This is a genomic window from Streptacidiphilus jeojiense (assembly GCF_000719095.1).
In the GTDB taxonomy this organism is placed as follows: domain Bacteria; phylum Actinomycetota; class Actinomycetes; order Streptomycetales; family Streptomycetaceae; genus Streptacidiphilus; species Streptacidiphilus jeojiensis.
Window position 1 is genome coordinate 148019 of the sequence record NZ_JOEH01000015.1, and the last position, 18246, is coordinate 166264.

Here is an 18246-nt window from a genome sequence, read left to right on the forward strand (position 1 = left end):
TTGCGCCATGGACCTTGAGGAGCGCGTCGCGGACCTGACGCGACGCGTTGCCGACCTCGAGGCCAGGCTGGACCGGAGCGAGCCCGCCGCAGTGCCGGCGGCCCCGACCCAGGACGGCTTCTGGGCGCTGTCCACCTGGAAGAAGCAGCTGGCCGAGGCCGAACTGGACGGCGGCGGGGTGCTGTTCACCGGCGCCGTCCAACTCCCGTCGGGCAAGCGCTACGAGTGGCAGGCCGGCTACAGCACGGAGAGCCTGCTGGCGAGCGATCTCGCGAGCGCGGCCGAGGCCCTCTCCGCACTCGGCAACCCGGTGCGCCTGCTGATGCTCCGTGAGATCCTGCTCGGCCGCAGCACCGTCAACTCGCTGGCCCAGGTCGCGGACATGGGGACGAGCGGACAGATCTACCACCACCTGCGACAGATGACGGCGGCCGGCTGGCTGCACTCGTCGTCGCGGGGACACTACGAGGTCCCGGTCGAGCGCATGGTCCCGCTCCTGGTCGCACTCGCGGCGGCACAACGGTGAAATCGACCCACCTCGCTTTTTCATGACCTATTGGTTCGTGTGCGTATTGACGAAACGGAAGATTTCCCGGGAAACCTCAAGTTCTGCTCAACTGACTTCACTGCGGGCCTGCGCCGGTGCAAGAATCGAGCCAACGCCGACGGATATCGCGGCGGGATCGACGAACACCATCGTCACGGGGGCACGGGGATGAGCAGGAACCGCACGGGGATTTCCGACCGCTGTAATATCGCGGCCTCCCCCGGCTAGCACGGGCAGTGGGGAGCCGGCGCCCAGCGCTCCATCCCCACACACCGGAAGGCATTCCTCCGGAAATCATCGGAGCGAATACGGCTTGCAATTCGAATTCTCCGTGCCCTGGTCCCGCCGAGCCCGTCGAATACCAGGGTGGGATTTATGCGGAAGAAACCCGTCGCCGGTGCGCCGGTATCGACCGCGCCGCGGCCCGCGCACGGCGAACTCCCTGGCGACGCGCCCTTCAGCACTCCCGACCGAGTTCCCGGTACCCGGCCGCTCGCCGCGGCCACCGGGCCCCACGACTCCCGTGGCAACCGCCACGGGCCCCGCCCCGCCTGCGCACAGGTGGGGCGACCCTTCACAGATCCAAGGAGCAACAGCATGAAGAAGAAGCTGATCGCCGGCGCACTGGTGGCGACCGTCGCCGCAGCCGGCATCGTCGGCTCGGTGGGCACCAGCGCCTCCGCCGCCGCGCTGCCGCAGCAGAAGGTCGCCGCGACGCAGTCGCTGGCCACCGCCACGGTCCTCAGCAAGGGCGCCCAGCCCCAGTTCTGGGCGAGCATCGCGCAGAGCGTGCTGGCCGCCTCCGTGGTCAAGGCGACCGAGGTCGCGGTGAAGGCGACGGTCAAGGCCGCCGCCGTGGACTCCTCGTCCTCGTCCGACTCCTCGTCGTCGTCCAGCGGCGGCCCGGTCACCGCGCCGGCCTCCCTGCACGGGGCGATCCCCGGCGACGCGCAGTTCGACGCCGCCAACTGAAACCGCTGCCCGAACCAGTGAGGTAGCAGCCCAGTTCCGCGCCCGGCGGCCCCTAATGCCGCCGGGCGCGGCCACGAGCCACAGGAAGTGATCTCCCGTCAGATGAGACATCTCTTCAGTAGACAACGCAGTCGAACCACCCTACCCGGAGACTCCGCAGTTCCGATGCGGGTACGTCTGGGCTCTCTCCTCGCACTGGTTCCGGTGGTCCTCTACACAGCCGCCTGCCTGGTGTACAACGCCCCGGCCTCACCGGCCCGCAACCGGGTGGACTCCACCGCGGTGGCGTTCATGGAGCCGTACTTCTGGCAGGACTGGCAGCTCTTCGGCCCGACTCCCGGTGACAGCAACAGCCTTGTGTACATGGAGGCACAGGTCCGCCTTCCCTCCGGTCAGGTCGTCCAGACCTCCCCGGTCGAGATCGAGGGGGCCATCGACCGTGCGCCTCGGGGGTTCCGGGTCAACCCGACCAAGCTGCCCGGAATCATGCTCGCCTTCGACGAGGGGGCGCAGCACTACGACCAGGCGGCGACCAAGATCAAGAAGCTCCCCGCCGCACAACGTGCCCAGGCACAGACCGATCTGGACCAGGCCTACGCCAATGACTTCCTGGAAATGCAGCGCTTCATGTCCGCACGGGCGGAGAGCCTCTTCCCGCAGGACCGGATCGTGGCGGTGAGAGCGACGTTCAAGACACAGCCGATCATCCCGTTCTCCCAGCGCTACGAGAGTCCCGCGCCCAAGGAGCCGATCGAGCCGCTGATGCAGACCTCGTGGCTGCCCTACGTCGCGGGGGTGGCCCAGTGAGGCGGGTCATGGGTCAGCTCACGGGTCGGGTCGACGCTGTAGTGCTGTGGCTGGCGCGCAGCGAACGCCGCCTGGTCGGCATCGCGCTGCTGCGCATCGTCATCGGCCTCGCCACCGTCCTCTACTGCCTGGCCGACTACAGCCGCAGGCAGTTCCTCTGGGGGCCGCACTCCTACAACTCACCGGCGGTCGCGGGCAAGGCGCTGCCGCACTGGGGGTTCTCGCTCTTCCTGGTCAGCAACTCGCAGATCTGGTTCGAGCTGCTCTTCCACGCGGTGATCCTGGTCTCCCTGGCGTTCATGGTCTTCGGTGGCCGCGCCCTGACCATCGCCCAGGCCGTGCTGATGTGGTCGCTGCACTACCGCAACCAGGACGTACTGGAGGGCGGGGACAACCTCGCCCAGATCCTGATCATCTTCATGGTCTTCTCGGTCTCCAACGCCTACTTCGCGCCGGGAGCCAAGCAGCGCCGTGCGCTAATGCGCCGGCAGAGCGGGCCCACGATCGGTACCGCACTGCACAATCTGGCCGCCTACCTCATCGTCTTCCAGACGTCGGTGCTCTACTTCACCGCCGGCTACTGGAAGATCACCGGAACGGTGTGGCAGAACGGCGTGGCCATGTACTACATCAGCCGGATCACCGGGTTCGAGATGTCGTCCACCTACGCCCAGGTGATGAGCAGCGCGTTCCTGGGCACCGCGATCTGCTACTTCACCATCTTCACCGAACTGGGTTTCCCCTTCGCCGTACTGTCGAACCGGGCGTGGGTGCGGAAGGCCAACACCCTCGCCATCGAGGCCATGCACCTGGGGATCATGGTCTGCATGGGCCTGGTCTGCTTCGGACTACTGATGATCGGCGCCGACTGCACCTGTCTGCGCGACGAGGACTACCGGTCGCTGTACCTGCGTGCGGTGCGGCTGAAGCAGGGCGTGCTGGACCGGCTGCGGCCGCCACTGGCGGAGTTCCCGGCCGGCGCTGCGCTCTCCCTGGCCGGAGCGGAGCACGCTTCGGTCTCGGCACCGGCACCGGCACCGGCACCAGCACCGGCCTCGGCCTCGGCCTCGAAGGAGGAGGACCGTGCCCACCAGGCCTGACCGCCGCGCCGAGATCGCCGCACTGCAGGCGTTCCTGACCGCCGACCCGGACCGATGGCCCGAACTCGCGCCCCGGGCCGTGGAGTCCAGCAGCCACGACCTGCTGCGCCGGATCGTGGACGCCACCCGGGAGCGACTGGGCGGCATCGACGAGGTGCGGGACTCGCCCCGGGGGCTGCTCGTCGCCGGACCCCGCGGAGAGGTCCTGGCCTGGGCGAAGATCGATCAGGCCGGGACGCTGGAGGACCTGCTGATCGCCCGGGGCGCGGAAGGGTACGGGCCCGGCGGGTGGTGGCGCCGCCGGCTGGCCACGGCCGTCTGGGTGGCCCTGTGCTGCTACTGGATCGCCCTGTGCTGGGGTGCCGGGAGCGTCACCGGATGGATCGGGTCGCTGCTCGTGGTCGCGTCGGGCTACCTGCTCCTGGAGGGCTTCTCCTCCATCACCGAGGAGCCCTGGTGGGTCCGCCGCCCCGTCGAGGCGGGCGCGCTCGTCGCGCTCGGATCGGCCTGGCGCCTGCCCCACCTGCGGGTCGGCAACGGCACCTTCGACGTGGTCGTCGGGGTGGTGATGCTGGGCCTGACGGCCGGGGCGCTGCTCCGGTCCCGGCGCCACCGCTGGGGCACCGCCGTGACCGCACAGGCCTGGTTCCCGCTGCGCGGGGCCTGGTACGTCGGCCAGGGCGGCGGACGTCTGCTCAACCACCACTTCCAGGTGCCGGAGCAGCGCGGCGCCCTGGACCTCGTCAAGGTCGGTGCCACCGGCAGCCGGCGGGGGTCCGCCGGCAGCCTCGGCTCCTACCTGGCCTACGGGGCCAGGGTGTACGCCCCCTGCGACGGTCGGGTCGTCTCCGCGGTCGACGGCGTCGAGGACCAGGTCCCGGGTGTGATCCGGTACGGGCCGGTCTACGGCAACCACGTCTTCATCGACACGGGTACCGAGACCGTCAAGCTCGCCCATCTGCGCCCCGGCACCGTCGCGGTGGCCCAGGGCCAGTCGGTCCGCGCCGGTGACCTGCTCGGCGAGGTCGGCAACTCCGGCAACACCACCGAGCCCCACCTCCACATCCACGCCGAACGCGACGGTGTCGGCCTGGACCTCGACTTCGTGGACGTGCAGGGCAGCCTCCACCGGGGCCGCACCGTCCGAACCTGAGTAACCGTCAGTACCCGTTCCCACCAACCCCGTTCCCGCCTTCCTTCCCGCCTGCCTGCCGCCGCCGGGCGGTTCGCCCTGCCCAGAAAGCCATCTCCCGTGAGACTCCGTCACATAGCCGTCACCGCAACGGCCCTCGGCTCCGTCATCGCCGCCGGCAGCCCCGTCCAGGCCCGGACCGCCACCGACCAGGCCGTCCCGGCCACGCCCCGGACCGTGCTCCAGGGTTCGCACCCCGACTACGCCACGAGCCGCCAGGACCTCGGTGCGGTACCCGCGGCGCAGACCCTGACCGCCCGGGTCTACCTGGGCTCGCGGGCTCCTGTCGCCCTCACCGCCTTCCTGCAGTCCGTCACCACCCCGGGGAGCCCGGACTACCGGCACTTCCTCTCCCCGGCCCAGTACCAGCAGCGCTTCGGACTCACCGCCGCACAGCGCCGGGCGGCGGTCCGCTGGCTCACCTCGTCCGGCCTGCGGGTGACCGCCGACACCCTGCACTACCTCCAGGTCAGCGGCCCGGAGGCGGCGATGGACCGGGCGCTGGGCACCAGCATCCACCGCTACGGCACCGCCTGGGGACCGCTGCAGGCTCCCGTGCAGGACGCCAGCGTTCCCGCCGCCGTATCGGCCGACGTGGTCGCCGTCGACGGACTGTCGGCACCGGCCGCGGCCAACCCCGCGTCCGCCCCCGCCACCCCAGCCACCGCCCCCGCCTCCACGCCCACGCCCGCGCCCACGCCCACGCCCGCGCCCGCGCCCACGACGGCACCAACGCCCACGCCCGGCGACGACCCCGTCTGCTCGACCTACCTCGGCCAGCAGCAGGCCACCACCCTGCCACCCGCCTACGGCCGCACCGTCCCCTATGCGACCTGCCCCTACACCCCGGCCCAGCTGCGCAAGGCCTACAGCGTCGGAACTCCGGGCGCCACCGGCCGGGGGCGGACCATCGCCATCGTCGACGCCTACGGCTCGGCCACCATGCCCGCCGACGCCGACCGGTTCGCCACCGCCACCGGCGACCGGCCGTTCCGCCCCGGGCAGTACCGGCAGCAGGTCGACCCGGCCGGCTGGAACGTCAGCTCCAGCTGCGCCCCGCCCGCGTCCTGGGCCGGTGAGCAGGCCCTCGACATCGAGATGGCGCACGGCTACGCACCGGACGCCTCGGTGCTCTACGTCGGCGCCGACTCCTGCCTGGACAGCGATCTGATGGCGGCCGAGGCGTCGGTCATTGACTCCCATTCGGCCGACCTCATCTCCAACTCCTGGGCCGAGATCATCCACTCCCAGCCCGGGCATCTCACCCCCGGTCTGGTCGCCGCCTGGAACATGCTGTTCCAGCAGGCGGCTGCCGAAGGCATCGGGGTCTACTTCGCGGCCGGGGACTGCGGCGACTCCTCGCCCGGCGCGGCGCAGACCGCGCTCAACTGCGACCCGCAGACCACCCAGGCGCAGGCCGACTTCCCCAGCGGCTCGCCCTGGGTCACCTCGGTGGGCGGCACCACACTGGCCACCGACTCCCGAGGCGGCTACGCCTGGGAGACGAGCATGGGTGACAGCCTCTCCATCCGCCCCGACGGCACCGGAGCCTGGGCCCCGATCCCCGGAGTCTTCACCTACGGCGGCGGAGGCGGCCCCAGCGACTTCCCCCAGCCCTGGTACCAGCGGACCCGGGTGCCGGCCGCCCTCGCCGGGTCGGGCGCGACCGCGCACCGGGTCACCCCGGACGTCTCCCTGGAGGGCGACTCGGCGCTACCGGTCCTGGTGGGCTACACAGTTGACGGTACGTTCGGGACCGTCGGCTACGGCGGTACGTCCGCGGCGACCCCCGGTTTCGCGGCCGTCCAGGCCGATGCCGAGCAGGAGACCGGGCACTCCTTCGGCTTCGCCAACCCCCTGCTGTACTCGCTGGACCGGGCCGGGGTCTTCCACGACGTGACCGAGCACCCCGCCGCGGCCGGTCCCGGCCCGCTCACCGCGGTCCGCGACATGGGCGCCGCCGCGGGAGACCTGCGCTACATCCTCTACACCCTGGGCCAGGACTACGGCCTGCCGGCCGCCCCCGGCTACGACGAGGCCACCGGCCTGGGCTCCCCCGACGCGGCGTACCTGCGCTGGTTCCGTACCCATGGCTGACGACGCGATCGTGGTCGGCTCCGGCCCCAACGGGCTGGCCGCGGCCGTCGCCCTGGCCCAGGAAGGGGTGTCCGTCACCGTTCTGGAGGGTGCCGACACCATCGGCGGCGGCACCCGCAGCAGCGAGTTGACGGTGCCCGGGGTGCTCCACGACCACTGCGCCGCCATCCACCCGATGGCCGTCGGCTCGCCCTTCCTGCGCACCCTCGGCCTGGAGCGCCACGGGCTGGAGTGGCTGTGGGCCGAGATCGAACTGGCCCATCCGCTGGACGGCGGAGGAGTGGCGGTGCTGCACCGCTCCCTGGAGCGGACCGCGGCCGGCCTCGGGCCGGACGCGGCCGCGTGGCGGCGGGTCTTCGGACCGCTCACCCAGCGCTTCGACGAGATCGCCGACGACCTGATGCGCCCGCTGCTGCACCGCCCCGCGCACCCCTGGGCCACCGCGCGCTTCGGGGCCCTCGCCGCCCTGCCGGCGGCCCTGCTGGCCCGCTCCTGGGCGACCCCCGAGGCCAGGGCCCTGTTCGCCGGGGTCGCGGCGCACGCCCTGCGCCCACTGCACACCCTGGGCAGCGCGGCACTGGGGCTGATGCTCGTCGCCGCCGGGCACCGGCGCGGCTGGCCGGTCGCCCGGGGAGGCTCGCGCGCCATCACCGACGCACTGGCCGCCCGCCTGCTCGAACTCGGCGGCACGATCGAGACCGGGACCTGGGTCGGCTCACTGGCCGAACTGCCGCCCTCGGCCCTGGTCCTGCTGGACGTCGCGCCCCGGGCCGCCGCGGCCATCTGCGGCGACCGCATGCCGCCCGGGGTCCGCCGCGGCTACACCCGGTGGCGGCACGGACCCGGCGCGTTCAAGGTGGACCTCGCGGTGCGGGACGGCATCCCCTGGCTCAACGACGCCTGCCGCCGGGCGGCCACCGTCCACCTGGGCGGCACCGTCGAGGAGGTCTCCAGGTCCGAGCGGCTGACCGCGGCAGGGCGGATGCCCGACCGCCCGTTCGTGCTGGTCGCCCAGCAGTACCTGGCCGACCCGTCACGCTCGGCCGGCGACATCCACCCCGTCTGGGCCTACGCGCACGTCCCCAACGGCTGGCAGGGCGACGCCACCGAGGCGGTGCTCGACCAGATCGAGCGCTTCGCCCCCGGAACGCGCCGGCGGATCGTCGGCCGGGTGTCCCGCCGGGTGGACGAGATGGCCGCCTACAACCCCAACTACGTCGGCGGTGACATCCTCACCGGGGCCAACACCGCCTGGCAGCTGGCCTTCCGCCCACGGCCCGCCCTGGACCCGTACCGCACCGGGGTTCCCGGGGTGTTCCTGTGCTCCGCGGCCACTCCCCCGGGGGCCGGGGTGCACGGCATGTGCGGGGCCGGCGCCGCCCGCTCGGCCCTGCAGCACCTGAGGTCAGCGCGGACCGGGCGCGGCTGAGGCGGCGGCCAGTCTGTCAGGCGTCTCCGCCCAGCAGGCGCCGGCCCTGGCCGAAGAAGTCGGCCACGGCGCCGACACCGCCCAGTTCGCGGAGGGTCCGCGCGGCGCCGAAGGGTGCGTTCCAGAACGCGCCCTGGCGCTGCTCGTGCGGGCCGACGTAGGCGTAGGGCTCCGACTGGAAGCCGTCGCCCGGTGATACGCCGTAGTTCGCCGCGTCGACGGTCACCGAGATGTCGAAGTGCTCGGGCCAGATCACCGGGTCCGAGCCCGGGAAGGTCCCGCGCAGTGCGGCGTCGCCGACGGCGAAGCAGCGGGCCAGCCACTCGGCGGCGGCCGGATCGACGTCGAAGGGCTCCTCGCTGCCGACCCCCGACCCGTCCGGGTACAGCCCGTCCGGAGCGCCGGCCGCGACCCCGATCTGCTCCGCGAGCCCGGCGCAGCTGGTCCGCTGCAGCGGCAGGGAGCGGCCGGCCGCCACCAGCTCGGCGCCGACCACCCGCAGCCAGGGCTCGGACCGGGTCGCGAACCCGCCCGGGCAGGCCTGCAACCTGATCGTGCCACTGGTCCGGTACTGCGGACCGGCCAGCAGCGTCTCCGCCACCGCGTGCAGGGCCCGGCGCGTGTGTATCACCGTCTGGGAGTCCATGCCCCCATCCTCGCCGACCACTGCGGCAGCGCCACCCCGCCGCGCCGGGTGCGGTCGCCGGGAAGCATGCGCCGGGAAGGAGCGTTGATCGGTAGTAACGTCCGGCAGCCACAGGCCGTCCGGTCGCCACCGGTCCGCATGCCACCTCCGCGAGAGAGAAGCCCAGCCATGACCGACCGCCCCGTCCTGCAGCCCAGCGCAAGCCATCCGATCACCGTCACGGCCAACCCGGCCAGGGTCGTGGTCACGGTCGCCGGCCGCACCGTCGCCGACACCCGCGACGCGCTGACCCTGCGCGAGGCGCAGTACCCCGCCGTGCAGTACATCCCGCGCGCCGACGTGTCCCTCGCCCTGCTGGAGCCCAGCGACACGGCCAGCTACTGCCCCTTCAAGGGCGAGGCCGGCTACTACAGCATCCCGGTCGGCGGTGACCGCTCGGTCGACGCCGTCTGGGTCTACGAGTCCCCGTACCCGGCCGTCGCCGAGATCAAGGACCATGTCGCCTTCTACCCGGACCGGGTCGACAGCATCACCGAACTGCCGTAGCCGGCCGGCCACTGCACCCGACCGCCCGAAGTGCCAGTACAGGACGGAAGGTATGTGCTAGAACTTCTGCTGCAGCCATCGAACGGGTGACTGCGATGGCTCCGGAATTCCGGCGGATTCCGGACGGTGGCCACCGTCGCTGGGCGGCCGACCGCGCGGGGCGCAGCAGGTGCGGTCGGCAATTCGAGCGGCCTCCCCGCACCGGCTCTGCCCCGCGGCCGACCAACTCCGGTCCACCGCGGCGCCGGGTGAGCGCCCCGGGCCAGCCCCGGCCCCCACCCTCGGGCCACCGCGCCGCGACGAACGGCCTAATGTCTCTGGTCACTGGCTGTCCCCGTCCCTGGCAGGACCCCCGGTCCTCGGTATGCTGCCATCCGTTGAGCATTCATCAACCCGGCGGCTGAGGTGGGCTTTTGAGGACCCCTCACCACCGCATGCCGGTGCCGGCCCGCTGATCCACACAGAAGGAGCGTCGGTTGCCACCCGTCATCGTCGGGCAGAAGGGCCCATTCGCCGGGCAGCGCATCCCCCTCGGCACCGCGCCGGTCACCTTCGGTCGCAAGAGCGACAGCGACATCGTCATCGTCAGCCCCATCGCCTCCCGGCTGCACGCCGAGATCGTGCCCGAGGACGGCGGCTTCGTCCTCTACGACCGCAACAGCAGCAACGGCACGGAGGTCAACGGGGAGGAGGTGACCCGGCGGGTGCTGCGGCCCAACGACGTGATCAGGATCGGCGAGGAGACCTTCGCGTTCGAGCTGACCGACGCCATGGAGACGCTGCTGGACCTCTCCGTCAAGGATGCCTCGGCGCTGCCCCGGGCCGCCGACCCGGACACGCTGCGGGTGACCGTCACCGGCGGCGGCCCGGTCGGCCTGGCCTTCGCGCTGCTGCTGGAGAGCGCGATGGGGCCGCGGGCGGCGATCACGGTCTACGACGGACGCTGGACCAGGGACGGCGCCAAGGTCGTCTGGAAGACCGAGGCCCAGGGCAACGTCAGGCGCCAGCAGGTGGTGACGGTGCAGAGCCGTCAGTACCTGAACCTCCCCGAGGAGGTGCAGGAACGTCTCTTCAGCCCCGAGGAGTTCTCCGAGATGTGGCCGGCCGGCCCGGACTCCATCAACGGCTTTCCCCCGCGCAACATCCGCATCGCCGAGATCGAGGACCGGCTGCTGGAGATAGCCAACGAGAAGCAGGACCGCATCCGCCTCGTCCCGGCCCGCTTCGACATCACCCAGAAGCAGCGCACCCTCACCGACCAGCACGTCCTGGCGATCTGCGAGGGCGGTCGCTCCCGCACCCGTGAGCACTTCAGCGACAAGTTCGGCACGGCCGACGCCAACATCTACTCGCTCAACGGCGAGCACGTCCAGGACGTGGTCCTGGGCCTGAAGGTGAAGTCCCGCCTGCCGGACCCGATGAGCGTGCTGCTGACCGTGGCGCAGAACCGCTTCCTGCTCAACTCGCTGCGCGGCGAGGGCTTCCTGAACATGCGGCTGACGGACACCGAGGCCAAGGAGGTCGTCGGCATCGACCCGGTCCGCCAGGTCTTCGAGGAGTGCATCGCCTCGCGCCCCTGCGTCATGGCCCGTGACGAGTACGGGGACTTCCACTGCTCGACCCACAGCACCCTCTTCCTCCCCGCCCTGATCAAGGGGTCCGCGCTGTGGAAGCAGGTGCGGGAGGGGCTGAAGTTCTTCGACGTCCCCGAGGCCGACCTGTCCGCGGTCACCGCCTTCCGCCTGGACATGGTCCAGCGCCCGCGCTTCACCTCCCGGGTGTTCCCGCCGACGGCCGACGCCCCCGGCACCTACGGCTTCCTGCTGGGCGACGCCGCGAACGCGATCCACTTCTGGCCCGGCCGCGGCCTCAACAGCGGTCTGGCGTCGGCGATCTCACTGGCCCGCTCGCTCAAGAGCGCCTGGCGCGGCAACCGGTTCCGCGACGCGGACTTCCTGCGCCACGAGGCCGCGATGTCGGTCCTCCAGTACCGGCACAAGAGCCGCGCCTGGAACGCCATGGTGACCACCGACGACCAGGGGGTCACCTACGCCATCAAGGACCAGATCGCCCGCAGCCTCCAGGCCGAGGCCGCGGACGGGGCCGAGGAGACCCGCGAGGCCGACATCGACGCCCTGCTGCAGCAGCTCCAGGAAGTGGGAGCACGGCTGGCCCCCCGGATGTCCGGCCTGCCCGACGAGGCGACCCTGCGGACCCACCTGGACACGCTGCAGAGCGGAACGCTGCGCACCCTGCGCGAGAGCGGCCCCTGGGACACGCTGATCGTCGGCGGCGAGGAGGTCGACATCGACATCTTCTACCAGCCGGACCCACCGGCCCCCAAGTCCCCACCCCGCGACCCCAGGAACGCCGACCTGCCCCCGCACGCAACAGCCCGCTGACCCGGGCCCTCCCTCGGATCAGACCTGAAACATCGTCAACGACAGCTGGGCATCCATGACTTCCGCCAGCCGCGTCAGCATGCCGACAGTCGGGCTGACGCGGTCGGATTCGATCCGGGAGATCATGGCCTGTCCCGTCCCGGCCGCCTTGGCAAGCTGCGCCTGGGACCAGCCCAGCTGTTCACGGCGCTCGCGTACGAGCTCCCCCGGGGTCATTTCGACTCCGGGTAGCGCCGCAGCTCACCGGTGTCGATGACCCAGTCACCGACGGTGATCTTGTCACCGAAGACGTAGGGAACATGCGCGGAGTACCGGCCAGGGCCGTCTTCCGTGGCGATCTTCCAGTGGTGGTGGGCAGTGCCGTCTCGGGGGTCGATGATCAGGTAGTGGGGAATGCCCATGACCGGATAGTCCCGCAGCTTGCCCTCGTAGTCGTTCTCAGGGTTCGAGGGAGAGACGATCTCCACGGCCAGTCGGACGGCAGTGGCATCGACAGCGCCCGGGACGTCCATCGCGTCCTCGTCGACCACGACGACGTCCGGGCGACGCAGTTTGGCGGCTCCCGGGTGCTCGATATCGGCCGTGTAGGCGATCAAGCCGTCCGGGAGCTGGTGGTCGAGCTGAGTGGTGACGCGCTTGGCGTTGAGGCCGTGCGCACCGGCCGGGCTCATCGTCAGCAGGATCTGGCCGTTACTGATCTCCACGTGCGGGGACATCGGCAGTTCCGGCCGCAGGTGGTCGGCGTAGGCGCGCAGATGGCGGTAGATCGGCTGCTCGGTCACGCCTTCACGATGGCATATCTGGCGTCACCGGCCCCGGGTCCAGTTCGGAGTAAGTCGGTATCCAAGACTTGCTCACAGATCATTCTCATAATTGTCAACAATATTGAAATCAATAGCTATCCGTTCTACGGTCGGCTCATCAGGTGCACCGCCTGCCACTTCCGTCGCGTCCTGACGCGGCGGAGGCGTCGGGCCGTGCCCACAGCACACCGATGCACTAGGAGGTCCACGGGTGGACGTCACTCGCAGGAACGTCATCCACGGCGCAGGTGCCGCGGCACTGGCCGCGCTCGGAATCGCCCAGGGAGCCGGCACCGCCTTCGCCAGTGCCCCGGCCGCGCAGGGCAGCTCGACCGCGACCGGCAAGTACTCCCTGGAGTTCGACTCCACCGCCTGGTCCTACGACTCGGCCAACGACGTCTACTACCAGATCGGGACGGTGTACGCCGCGAACCCGGCCGACACCAACTACGAGACCCTGTCGGTCTACGTGCCCGGCGCCTACCTGACGGCGACTCAGAACAGCGACGGCACCACGTACACCGCCACGGTGAACCAGAAGGGCGCCGTCGGCCGGTACACCGCGAGCACCGCGCCGATCGTGGTCCCGGTCAACACCCCGGGCTACTCCGCGCAGTCCCCGGCCACGTCCTACAACTACTCGGCCGTGTCCCAGTACCTGGAGGCCGGGCTGGTCTACGTATGGCCGGGCATGCGCGGCACGTCCAGCTCGACCAGCACGCTGACCGGCGACGCCCCCTGGGGCGTGACCGACCTCAAGGCCTCGATCCGGTACCTGCGGTACAACCGGAAGGCCCTGCCCGGCAGCACCGACCGCATCGCCCTGTTCGGCATGAGCGGCGGCGGCGCCCAGGACACCGTGGCCGGCGCGTCCGGCGACAGCGCCCTGTACCTGCCCTACCTGCGCTCGATCGGTGCGGCCATGGAGGACGCCCACGGCCGGCCCCTCAGCGACGCCGTGGCCGGCGTCATGGCCTGGTGCCCGATCACCAGCCTGCACGAGGCCAACCTGTCCTACGAGTGGAACATGGGCCAGTTCGCCTCCACCGGCACCCGCGCCACCGACACCTGGACCAGCGCCTACTCGACGGACCTCGCGCACGCCTGGGCCACCTACCTCAACCGCCTGGGCCTGCGCGACGGGCACGGCAAGCGGCTGGAGCTGACCCGCTCCAGCAGCGGCGTCTACCAGGCCGGCAGCTACTACGACCACCTGATCTCAGTGATCACCACCTCGCTGAACGAGTTCCTGGGCTACACCACGTTCCCGTACACCTACACCACCCAGGGTGGCCCGCCCGGTTCGGGCATGACCGGGACCTCGACCACCTACGCGACGGTCGCCGACTACTTCGCCCACCTCAACACCGACAGCACCTGGGCGGTCTACGACTCCGCCAGCAACACCGCCAAGGTGTTGAGCCTCGAAGGGTTCGTCAACAGCCAGAAGACCGCGAGCAAGCCGGTCGGCGCGTTCGACGGGTACTCGCGCGGGCAGACCGAGAACGGCGTCTTCGGGCAGGGGCTCAGCCAGCCCAAGCACTTCGCGCCGCTGACCCGCGACGTCATCGCGGCCAACCAGGCCAAGTACGCCGCGTACTCCGACTGGGACTCCTCCTACGGCGCCGCCGGGTACGACAGCGACTTCGCCGAGCGCGACAACGCCGGCAAGGACACCGCCTGGCGGCTGGACGCCTACAACCCGCTGTACTACCTGTCCCCGGCCTTCGACGGCTACCGGCAGTCGCAGGTGGCCCAGCACTGGCGCATCCGCACCGGCATCATGCAGGGCGACACCGCCAACACCACCGAGATCAACGTCTCGCTGGCGCTGCAGGACTACGGCGTGCGCAGCGTGGACTTCGCCACCGTCTGGGCCATGGCCCACACCCAGGCCGAGTACGACAACGGCGACCCCGCGACCAACTTCATCGACTGGGTGGAGTCCGTCATCGGAAAGTGAGCCCGCAGAGTGGGCTCGGCACGTGAGCGTCGACGCGGGGTCTTGACGGTTCCGTTGGACTAGACCATTCTCAGCATCGCAGACGATCCCACGACCAGGCATCGGGAACGTGGGCCACAACCGCCGCGAGGCGCCACGGGTTCGACCACACCGGCACAGGACTGCCCTGGCCGGGACGGACCCGGCGCCTCGCGTTGGCAGTCGCGTGAGCGGACACGCGCCTGCATGCGGCAGGGCCGCCGACGCGGTCGGGATCGTGCACTTCCATCAGGGCCCAACACCGCGCGCCATGGAGCGAGGGACACACCGGATGATGAGACGCTCGAAGAACTTACCGATCCGCACCCTTCGGGGTCGCGTCATGGCCGTGCTCGGAGCCGTCGTGCTCCTGGTCGGCCTCGGGGTCAGCGCCGCGAGCCTGGCCCAGGCCGCCGGCGGCACCGGCCCGATCACGGGCTACCAGGGGCTGTGCCTGGACGACCGCAGTGCCAGCACCGCCAACTTCAACCCGGTCCAGGTCTACACCTGCAACGGCACCAACGCCCAGCAGTGGACGGTGGCGTCGAACAGCACCCTGCAGGTGCTGGGCATGTGCCTGGACGTGGCCGGGGCCGGCACCGCCAACGGCACCCTGGTCGACCTGTACGCCTGCAACGGGACCGCCGCCCAGGTCTGGCAGCCCCAGTCGAACGGGGCACTGCTCAACCCGAACTCCGGCAAGTGCCTGGACGACACCGGGTTCGGCGGCTCCGGCACCCAGGTCCAGATCTGGTCCTGCGCCGGCAGCTCCAACCAGACCTGGACCCTGCCCAGCAGCGGGGGCGGCGGCACCGGCGGATTCGTCGTGAGCAGCGCGCAGTTCAGCCAGATGTTCCCGAACCGGAACTCCTTCTACACCTACACCGGCCTGGTCACAGCACTCAGCAAGTACCCCGGCTTCGCCACCACCGGCAGCAGCACCGTGCAGAAGCAGGAGGCTGCCGCGTTCCTGGCCAACGTCGACCATGAGACCGGCGGTCTGGTCTACATCAACGAGATCGACCAGTCCGGCAACTACTGCGCGGCCGAGTCCTACGGCTGCCCGGCCGGCACCTACGCCTACTACGGCCGCGGCCCGCTGCAGATCAGCTGGAACTTCAACTACGAGGCGGCCGGCAACGCGCTGGGCGTCGACCTGCTCGACAACCCCAACCTGGTCTCCACCAACGCGGCCGTCTCCTGGGAGACCGCGCTGTGGTACTGGATGACCGACACCGGCCCCGGCACCATGACCGGCCACAACGCCATGGTCAACGGCGCCGGCTTCGGCCAGACCATCTGGGCCATCAACGGCAGCATCGAGTGCAACGGCGGCAACACCGCCGAGATGCAGGACCGGGTCAACGACTACGAGGCGTTCGCAGCGATCCTCGGCGTCTCCCCGGGCTCCAACCTCACCTGCTGACGCAGCAACACCCGTCAGCCGTCAGTACGTCCGGCAGTCCCGCCAGTCCCGGCAGCGCACCGCGCCGCCGGGACTGACGGTCCGTCCGACTCCTGCCGCTAATCCTGCTGCTTGTAGATCTCCTTGCCCGACGCGTCGTAGGCGTGGATGTAGGCGCTCGGCCCCGGGACCGGCCTGGAGCTGGAAGGGGTGACGGCGACGGACAGGGCGGCCGAGTAGAAGAACACGCCGCCGGTCATGGTCGCCGGGTACTCCTTGGGGCTGGTGCCGTAGCTGATGGTGATCCTGGCGATGTTCGACGCGTAGTGCCCGGCACCCAGCAGCAGGTACTTCCCGCGGCCGGCGGACATGCCGAAGCTGTCGAAGAACTCGATGAGGTGGCCGGGGCTCCACATCCGGTTGTTGATGAACGTCGGCGGGACGTCCGGGCTGGTGCCCTTGCTGCCCTTGGTCTCGCACTGCACGTACTGGCCGGCCGAGTCGACGGCGACCACCGCACCGTCCCAGTCCGTCGAGGCGATCGGCGTGCGCGCGGCGAGCACCGCGTGGTAGCGCGAGGCGTCCGAGCCCAGGCAGGAGGCCAGGATCTGGCTGACGGTCCCGGCGTCGATCGGAGTGGTCGTGGCACTAATCACCGTGGATGCGCCGGAGCCGGAGCTCTCGTGCACCGCGGTCGGCCCCGAGCCGGTTCCGCCCGACACGGATCCCTGCGTCGCGGTCGCACTCGGTGACGGCGCGGCGCTCGTCGAACTGCCGGCGCCCAGCGCCGGGACGGCGGTGACCGGCTTGGCGGCCCCGTGGCCGCTGGTGACGGCCACGGCCGCCACGCTCAGCGCCGCCACACCGGCGGCGATGCCCACCGGCAGTCCCCACCTGCGGTGCATCGAAGCGCGCTGGTCATCCGGATCGATCTTCATCAGCAGTTCCTCCCGGGTCCGCCGATGGTTCGGCAGATCACGATCTGGGGGAGCTGCGGGAATGCCCTGCTTGTCATTCATCGTGCGACCTCCCCCGCGTTGACGGATTGTCTGGAACTGAACGACGCCGGTCCCGGCGGGCCCGCCGACCCGCCGCTCACGCCGAGGTCGGCCCCCAGCCGCCGCCGTGCCCGGTGCAGTCGGGACTTCACCGTCCCGACGGCGATCCGCAGCGCCGCCGCGGCCGCCTGCTGGTCCAGGCCCGCCCACACGCAGAGCTCGACGACCTCGCGCTCATGGCGCGGGAGTCGGGCCAGCGCCCGGTGGATCTCCGACATCCGGCGTTCGTCGTCGACCAGACCGGCGACCCCGTCCGCGTGGTCGCCCACCGGCTCGTCGTGCGAGACCAGCCGGTGCAGCAACGCCTCGGCCCGGCGCAGCCGCCTCCTGGTGTTCGACAGCAGACCGTCGGCGATCCCCAGCAGCCAGGGCAGGGCCGAGTCGCGGTCGAGCACCGTCTCCGATCTCCGTCGCCAGGCATGCAGGAACACCGTCGAGGTGAGGTCCTCGGCCTCGGACCAGTCGGCCGTGCGCCGGAACAGGTAGTTGTAGACCGTCTTGGCATGCCGGTCGAAGATCCGACCGAACGCCTCCCGGTCCCCGTCGACGGCCCGCGCCCACAACTCCCGGTCGGACATCCGTCCGACCGAAGCGGCGGGACCAGCGTCGTTCAGTTCCATGCTCTGTATGTGTCCGCCAACCGGTCGAAGGTTCCCGCGATCATAATCAGGTCATCACCGCGGAGCGCCGGGCCCCATGCCCCACCACCCCTGGCCTCCGCACCGGGAGCCGGGTAGCGTCCCACCGCATGGAGCTGGAACCGCCGCGCACGGTCCCGGAACTGCCCGCCAACACGGCCCTGCTGGACTTCCTCCGGCAACAGGCCTCTCCGCCGAGCGGCCCCGAGGACTGGACCCTGGGCGAGTGGCAGCTGCACACCCATCCCGACCTGGAGGGGCGACTCGCCGACCTGACCCCCAAGGAGCGGCTGCACTCCCCCACCCTGACCACCCGGACGGTCCGGGCCCACCAGGAGCGCCTGCACTGCGCCTACGGCGTTCCGGTGCTCTGCTACGAGGGCATCGCCGTGGCCGTCGCCATGGGCATGCGCACCCTGCTGGTACGGCTGCCCGCCCTGCCGGAGAACCTGAAGCCCGGGGAGCCGGTCCCTCCCCTGACCGACCGTGACTGGCAGTCGGTGGACCCCTGGCAGGGCCATCTGATCACCGCCGAGGGCAACCGCAGACTGACCGGACTGCTACGCGGCGCGATCGCCGCGGCCCGGGAGACCCTCCGCTAGGACCGCCCGGTTGGCCGGGAC

Annotated in this window: 17 protein-coding genes; 12 read left to right on the top strand and 5 right to left on the bottom strand. The window is 70.9% G+C overall.

Features of this window, described 5'->3' with window-relative positions:
- Nucleotides 1-7 precede the first annotated feature (7 nt).
- From IF29_RS0120830 to IF29_RS0120860, 7 genes are all read left to right on the top strand, one after another.
- A complete protein-coding gene (locus IF29_RS0120830; RefSeq protein ID WP_030257088.1) occupies nucleotides 8-526 on the top strand; it encodes an ArsR family transcriptional regulator in 519 nt (172 codons plus the stop codon).
- 618 nt (nucleotides 527-1144) lie between these two features.
- Nucleotides 1145-1519, top strand: coding sequence for a hypothetical protein (locus tag IF29_RS0120835; protein WP_030257091.1), 375 nt, complete (start codon nucleotides 1145-1147; stop codon nucleotides 1517-1519).
- A gap of 204 nt (nucleotides 1520-1723) precedes the next feature.
- Nucleotides 1724-2326, top strand: a complete 603-nt coding sequence (locus IF29_RS0120840) for a DUF5819 family protein (protein ID WP_157623850.1) — start codon at nucleotides 1724-1726, stop codon at nucleotides 2324-2326.
- An 8-nt stretch (nucleotides 2327-2334) separates the two neighbouring features.
- Nucleotides 2335-3426: a hypothetical protein gene (locus IF29_RS0120845; RefSeq protein WP_030257098.1), complete on the top strand. Its 1092-nt coding sequence runs from the start codon at nucleotides 2335-2337 to the stop codon at nucleotides 3424-3426.
- A complete protein-coding gene (locus tag IF29_RS47785) occupies nucleotides 3410-4579 on the top strand; it encodes a M23 family metallopeptidase (RefSeq protein ID WP_051725579.1) in 1170 nt (389 codons plus the stop codon). Before IF29_RS0120845 ends, IF29_RS47785 begins: the two co-directional genes overlap by 17 nt.
- A gap of 99 nt (nucleotides 4580-4678) precedes the next feature.
- Nucleotides 4679-6715, top strand: coding sequence for a S53 family peptidase (locus IF29_RS48570; RefSeq protein WP_051725580.1), 2037 nt, complete (start codon nucleotides 4679-4681; stop codon nucleotides 6713-6715).
- Nucleotides 6708-8144 (top strand): phytoene desaturase family protein, encoded by a 1437-nt coding sequence (locus IF29_RS0120860; protein WP_030257105.1) that lies wholly within the window; start codon nucleotides 6708-6710, stop codon nucleotides 8142-8144. The genes IF29_RS48570 and IF29_RS0120860 overlap by 8 nt, the downstream gene beginning before the upstream one ends.
- A 16-nt stretch (nucleotides 8145-8160) precedes the next feature.
- Here IF29_RS0120860 and IF29_RS0120865 read toward each other — a convergent pair whose 3' ends face one another.
- The gene (locus tag IF29_RS0120865) at nucleotides 8161-8790 is read right to left on the bottom strand and encodes a hypothetical protein (protein WP_030257107.1); all 630 of its coding nucleotides are present in this window, start codon (nucleotides 8788-8790) and stop codon (nucleotides 8161-8163) included.
- Between the two features lie 168 nt (nucleotides 8791-8958).
- Between IF29_RS0120865 and IF29_RS0120870 the strand changes: the two genes are divergently transcribed.
- Nucleotides 8959-9336, top strand: coding sequence for a DUF427 domain-containing protein (locus tag IF29_RS0120870; protein WP_030257110.1), 378 nt, complete (start codon nucleotides 8959-8961; stop codon nucleotides 9334-9336).
- A 476-nt stretch (nucleotides 9337-9812) separates the two neighbouring features.
- The gene (locus IF29_RS0120875) at nucleotides 9813-11738 is read left to right on the top strand and encodes an FHA domain-containing protein (RefSeq protein WP_037595961.1); all 1926 of its coding nucleotides are present in this window, start codon (nucleotides 9813-9815) and stop codon (nucleotides 11736-11738) included.
- Between the two features lie 18 nt (nucleotides 11739-11756).
- Here IF29_RS0120875 and IF29_RS0120880 read toward each other — a convergent pair whose 3' ends face one another.
- Complete coding sequence (locus IF29_RS0120880; protein WP_037595963.1) at nucleotides 11757-11954, bottom strand: helix-turn-helix domain-containing protein; 198 nt, start codon at nucleotides 11952-11954, stop codon at nucleotides 11757-11759.
- Nucleotides 11951-12520: a Uma2 family endonuclease gene (locus IF29_RS0120885; RefSeq protein ID WP_030257121.1), complete on the bottom strand. Its 570-nt coding sequence runs from the start codon at nucleotides 12518-12520 to the stop codon at nucleotides 11951-11953. The genes IF29_RS0120880 and IF29_RS0120885 overlap by 4 nt, the downstream gene beginning before the upstream one ends.
- A 232-nt stretch (nucleotides 12521-12752) precedes the next feature.
- On the opposite strand from IF29_RS0120885, the gene IF29_RS0120890 reads away from it, so the two are divergent.
- A complete protein-coding gene (locus IF29_RS0120890) occupies nucleotides 12753-14504 on the top strand; it encodes a hypothetical protein (RefSeq protein WP_030257123.1) in 1752 nt (583 codons plus the stop codon).
- Nucleotides 14505-14865: 361 nt separating this feature from the next.
- Nucleotides 14866-15948 (top strand): glycoside hydrolase family 19 protein, encoded by a 1083-nt coding sequence (locus tag IF29_RS0120895; RefSeq protein ID WP_037595965.1) that lies wholly within the window; start codon nucleotides 14866-14868, stop codon nucleotides 15946-15948.
- A 98-nt stretch (nucleotides 15949-16046) separates the two neighbouring features.
- Here IF29_RS0120895 and IF29_RS0120900 read toward each other — a convergent pair whose 3' ends face one another.
- Together IF29_RS0120900 and IF29_RS0120905 are read right to left on the bottom strand one after the other, a co-directional pair.
- Nucleotides 16047-16865: a hypothetical protein gene (locus IF29_RS0120900; RefSeq protein ID WP_030257128.1), complete on the bottom strand. Its 819-nt coding sequence runs from the start codon at nucleotides 16863-16865 to the stop codon at nucleotides 16047-16049.
- 77 nt (nucleotides 16866-16942) lie between these two features.
- Nucleotides 16943-17605 (bottom strand): RNA polymerase sigma factor, encoded by a 663-nt coding sequence (locus IF29_RS0120905; RefSeq protein ID WP_030257131.1) that lies wholly within the window; start codon nucleotides 17603-17605, stop codon nucleotides 16943-16945.
- A gap of 128 nt (nucleotides 17606-17733) precedes the next feature.
- Here IF29_RS0120905 and IF29_RS0120910 point away from each other — a divergent pair, with 128 nt between their 5' ends.
- Nucleotides 17734-18225 (top strand): hypothetical protein, encoded by a 492-nt coding sequence (locus tag IF29_RS0120910; protein WP_030257134.1) that lies wholly within the window; start codon nucleotides 17734-17736, stop codon nucleotides 18223-18225.
- Nucleotides 18226-18246: the final 21 nt, after the last annotated feature.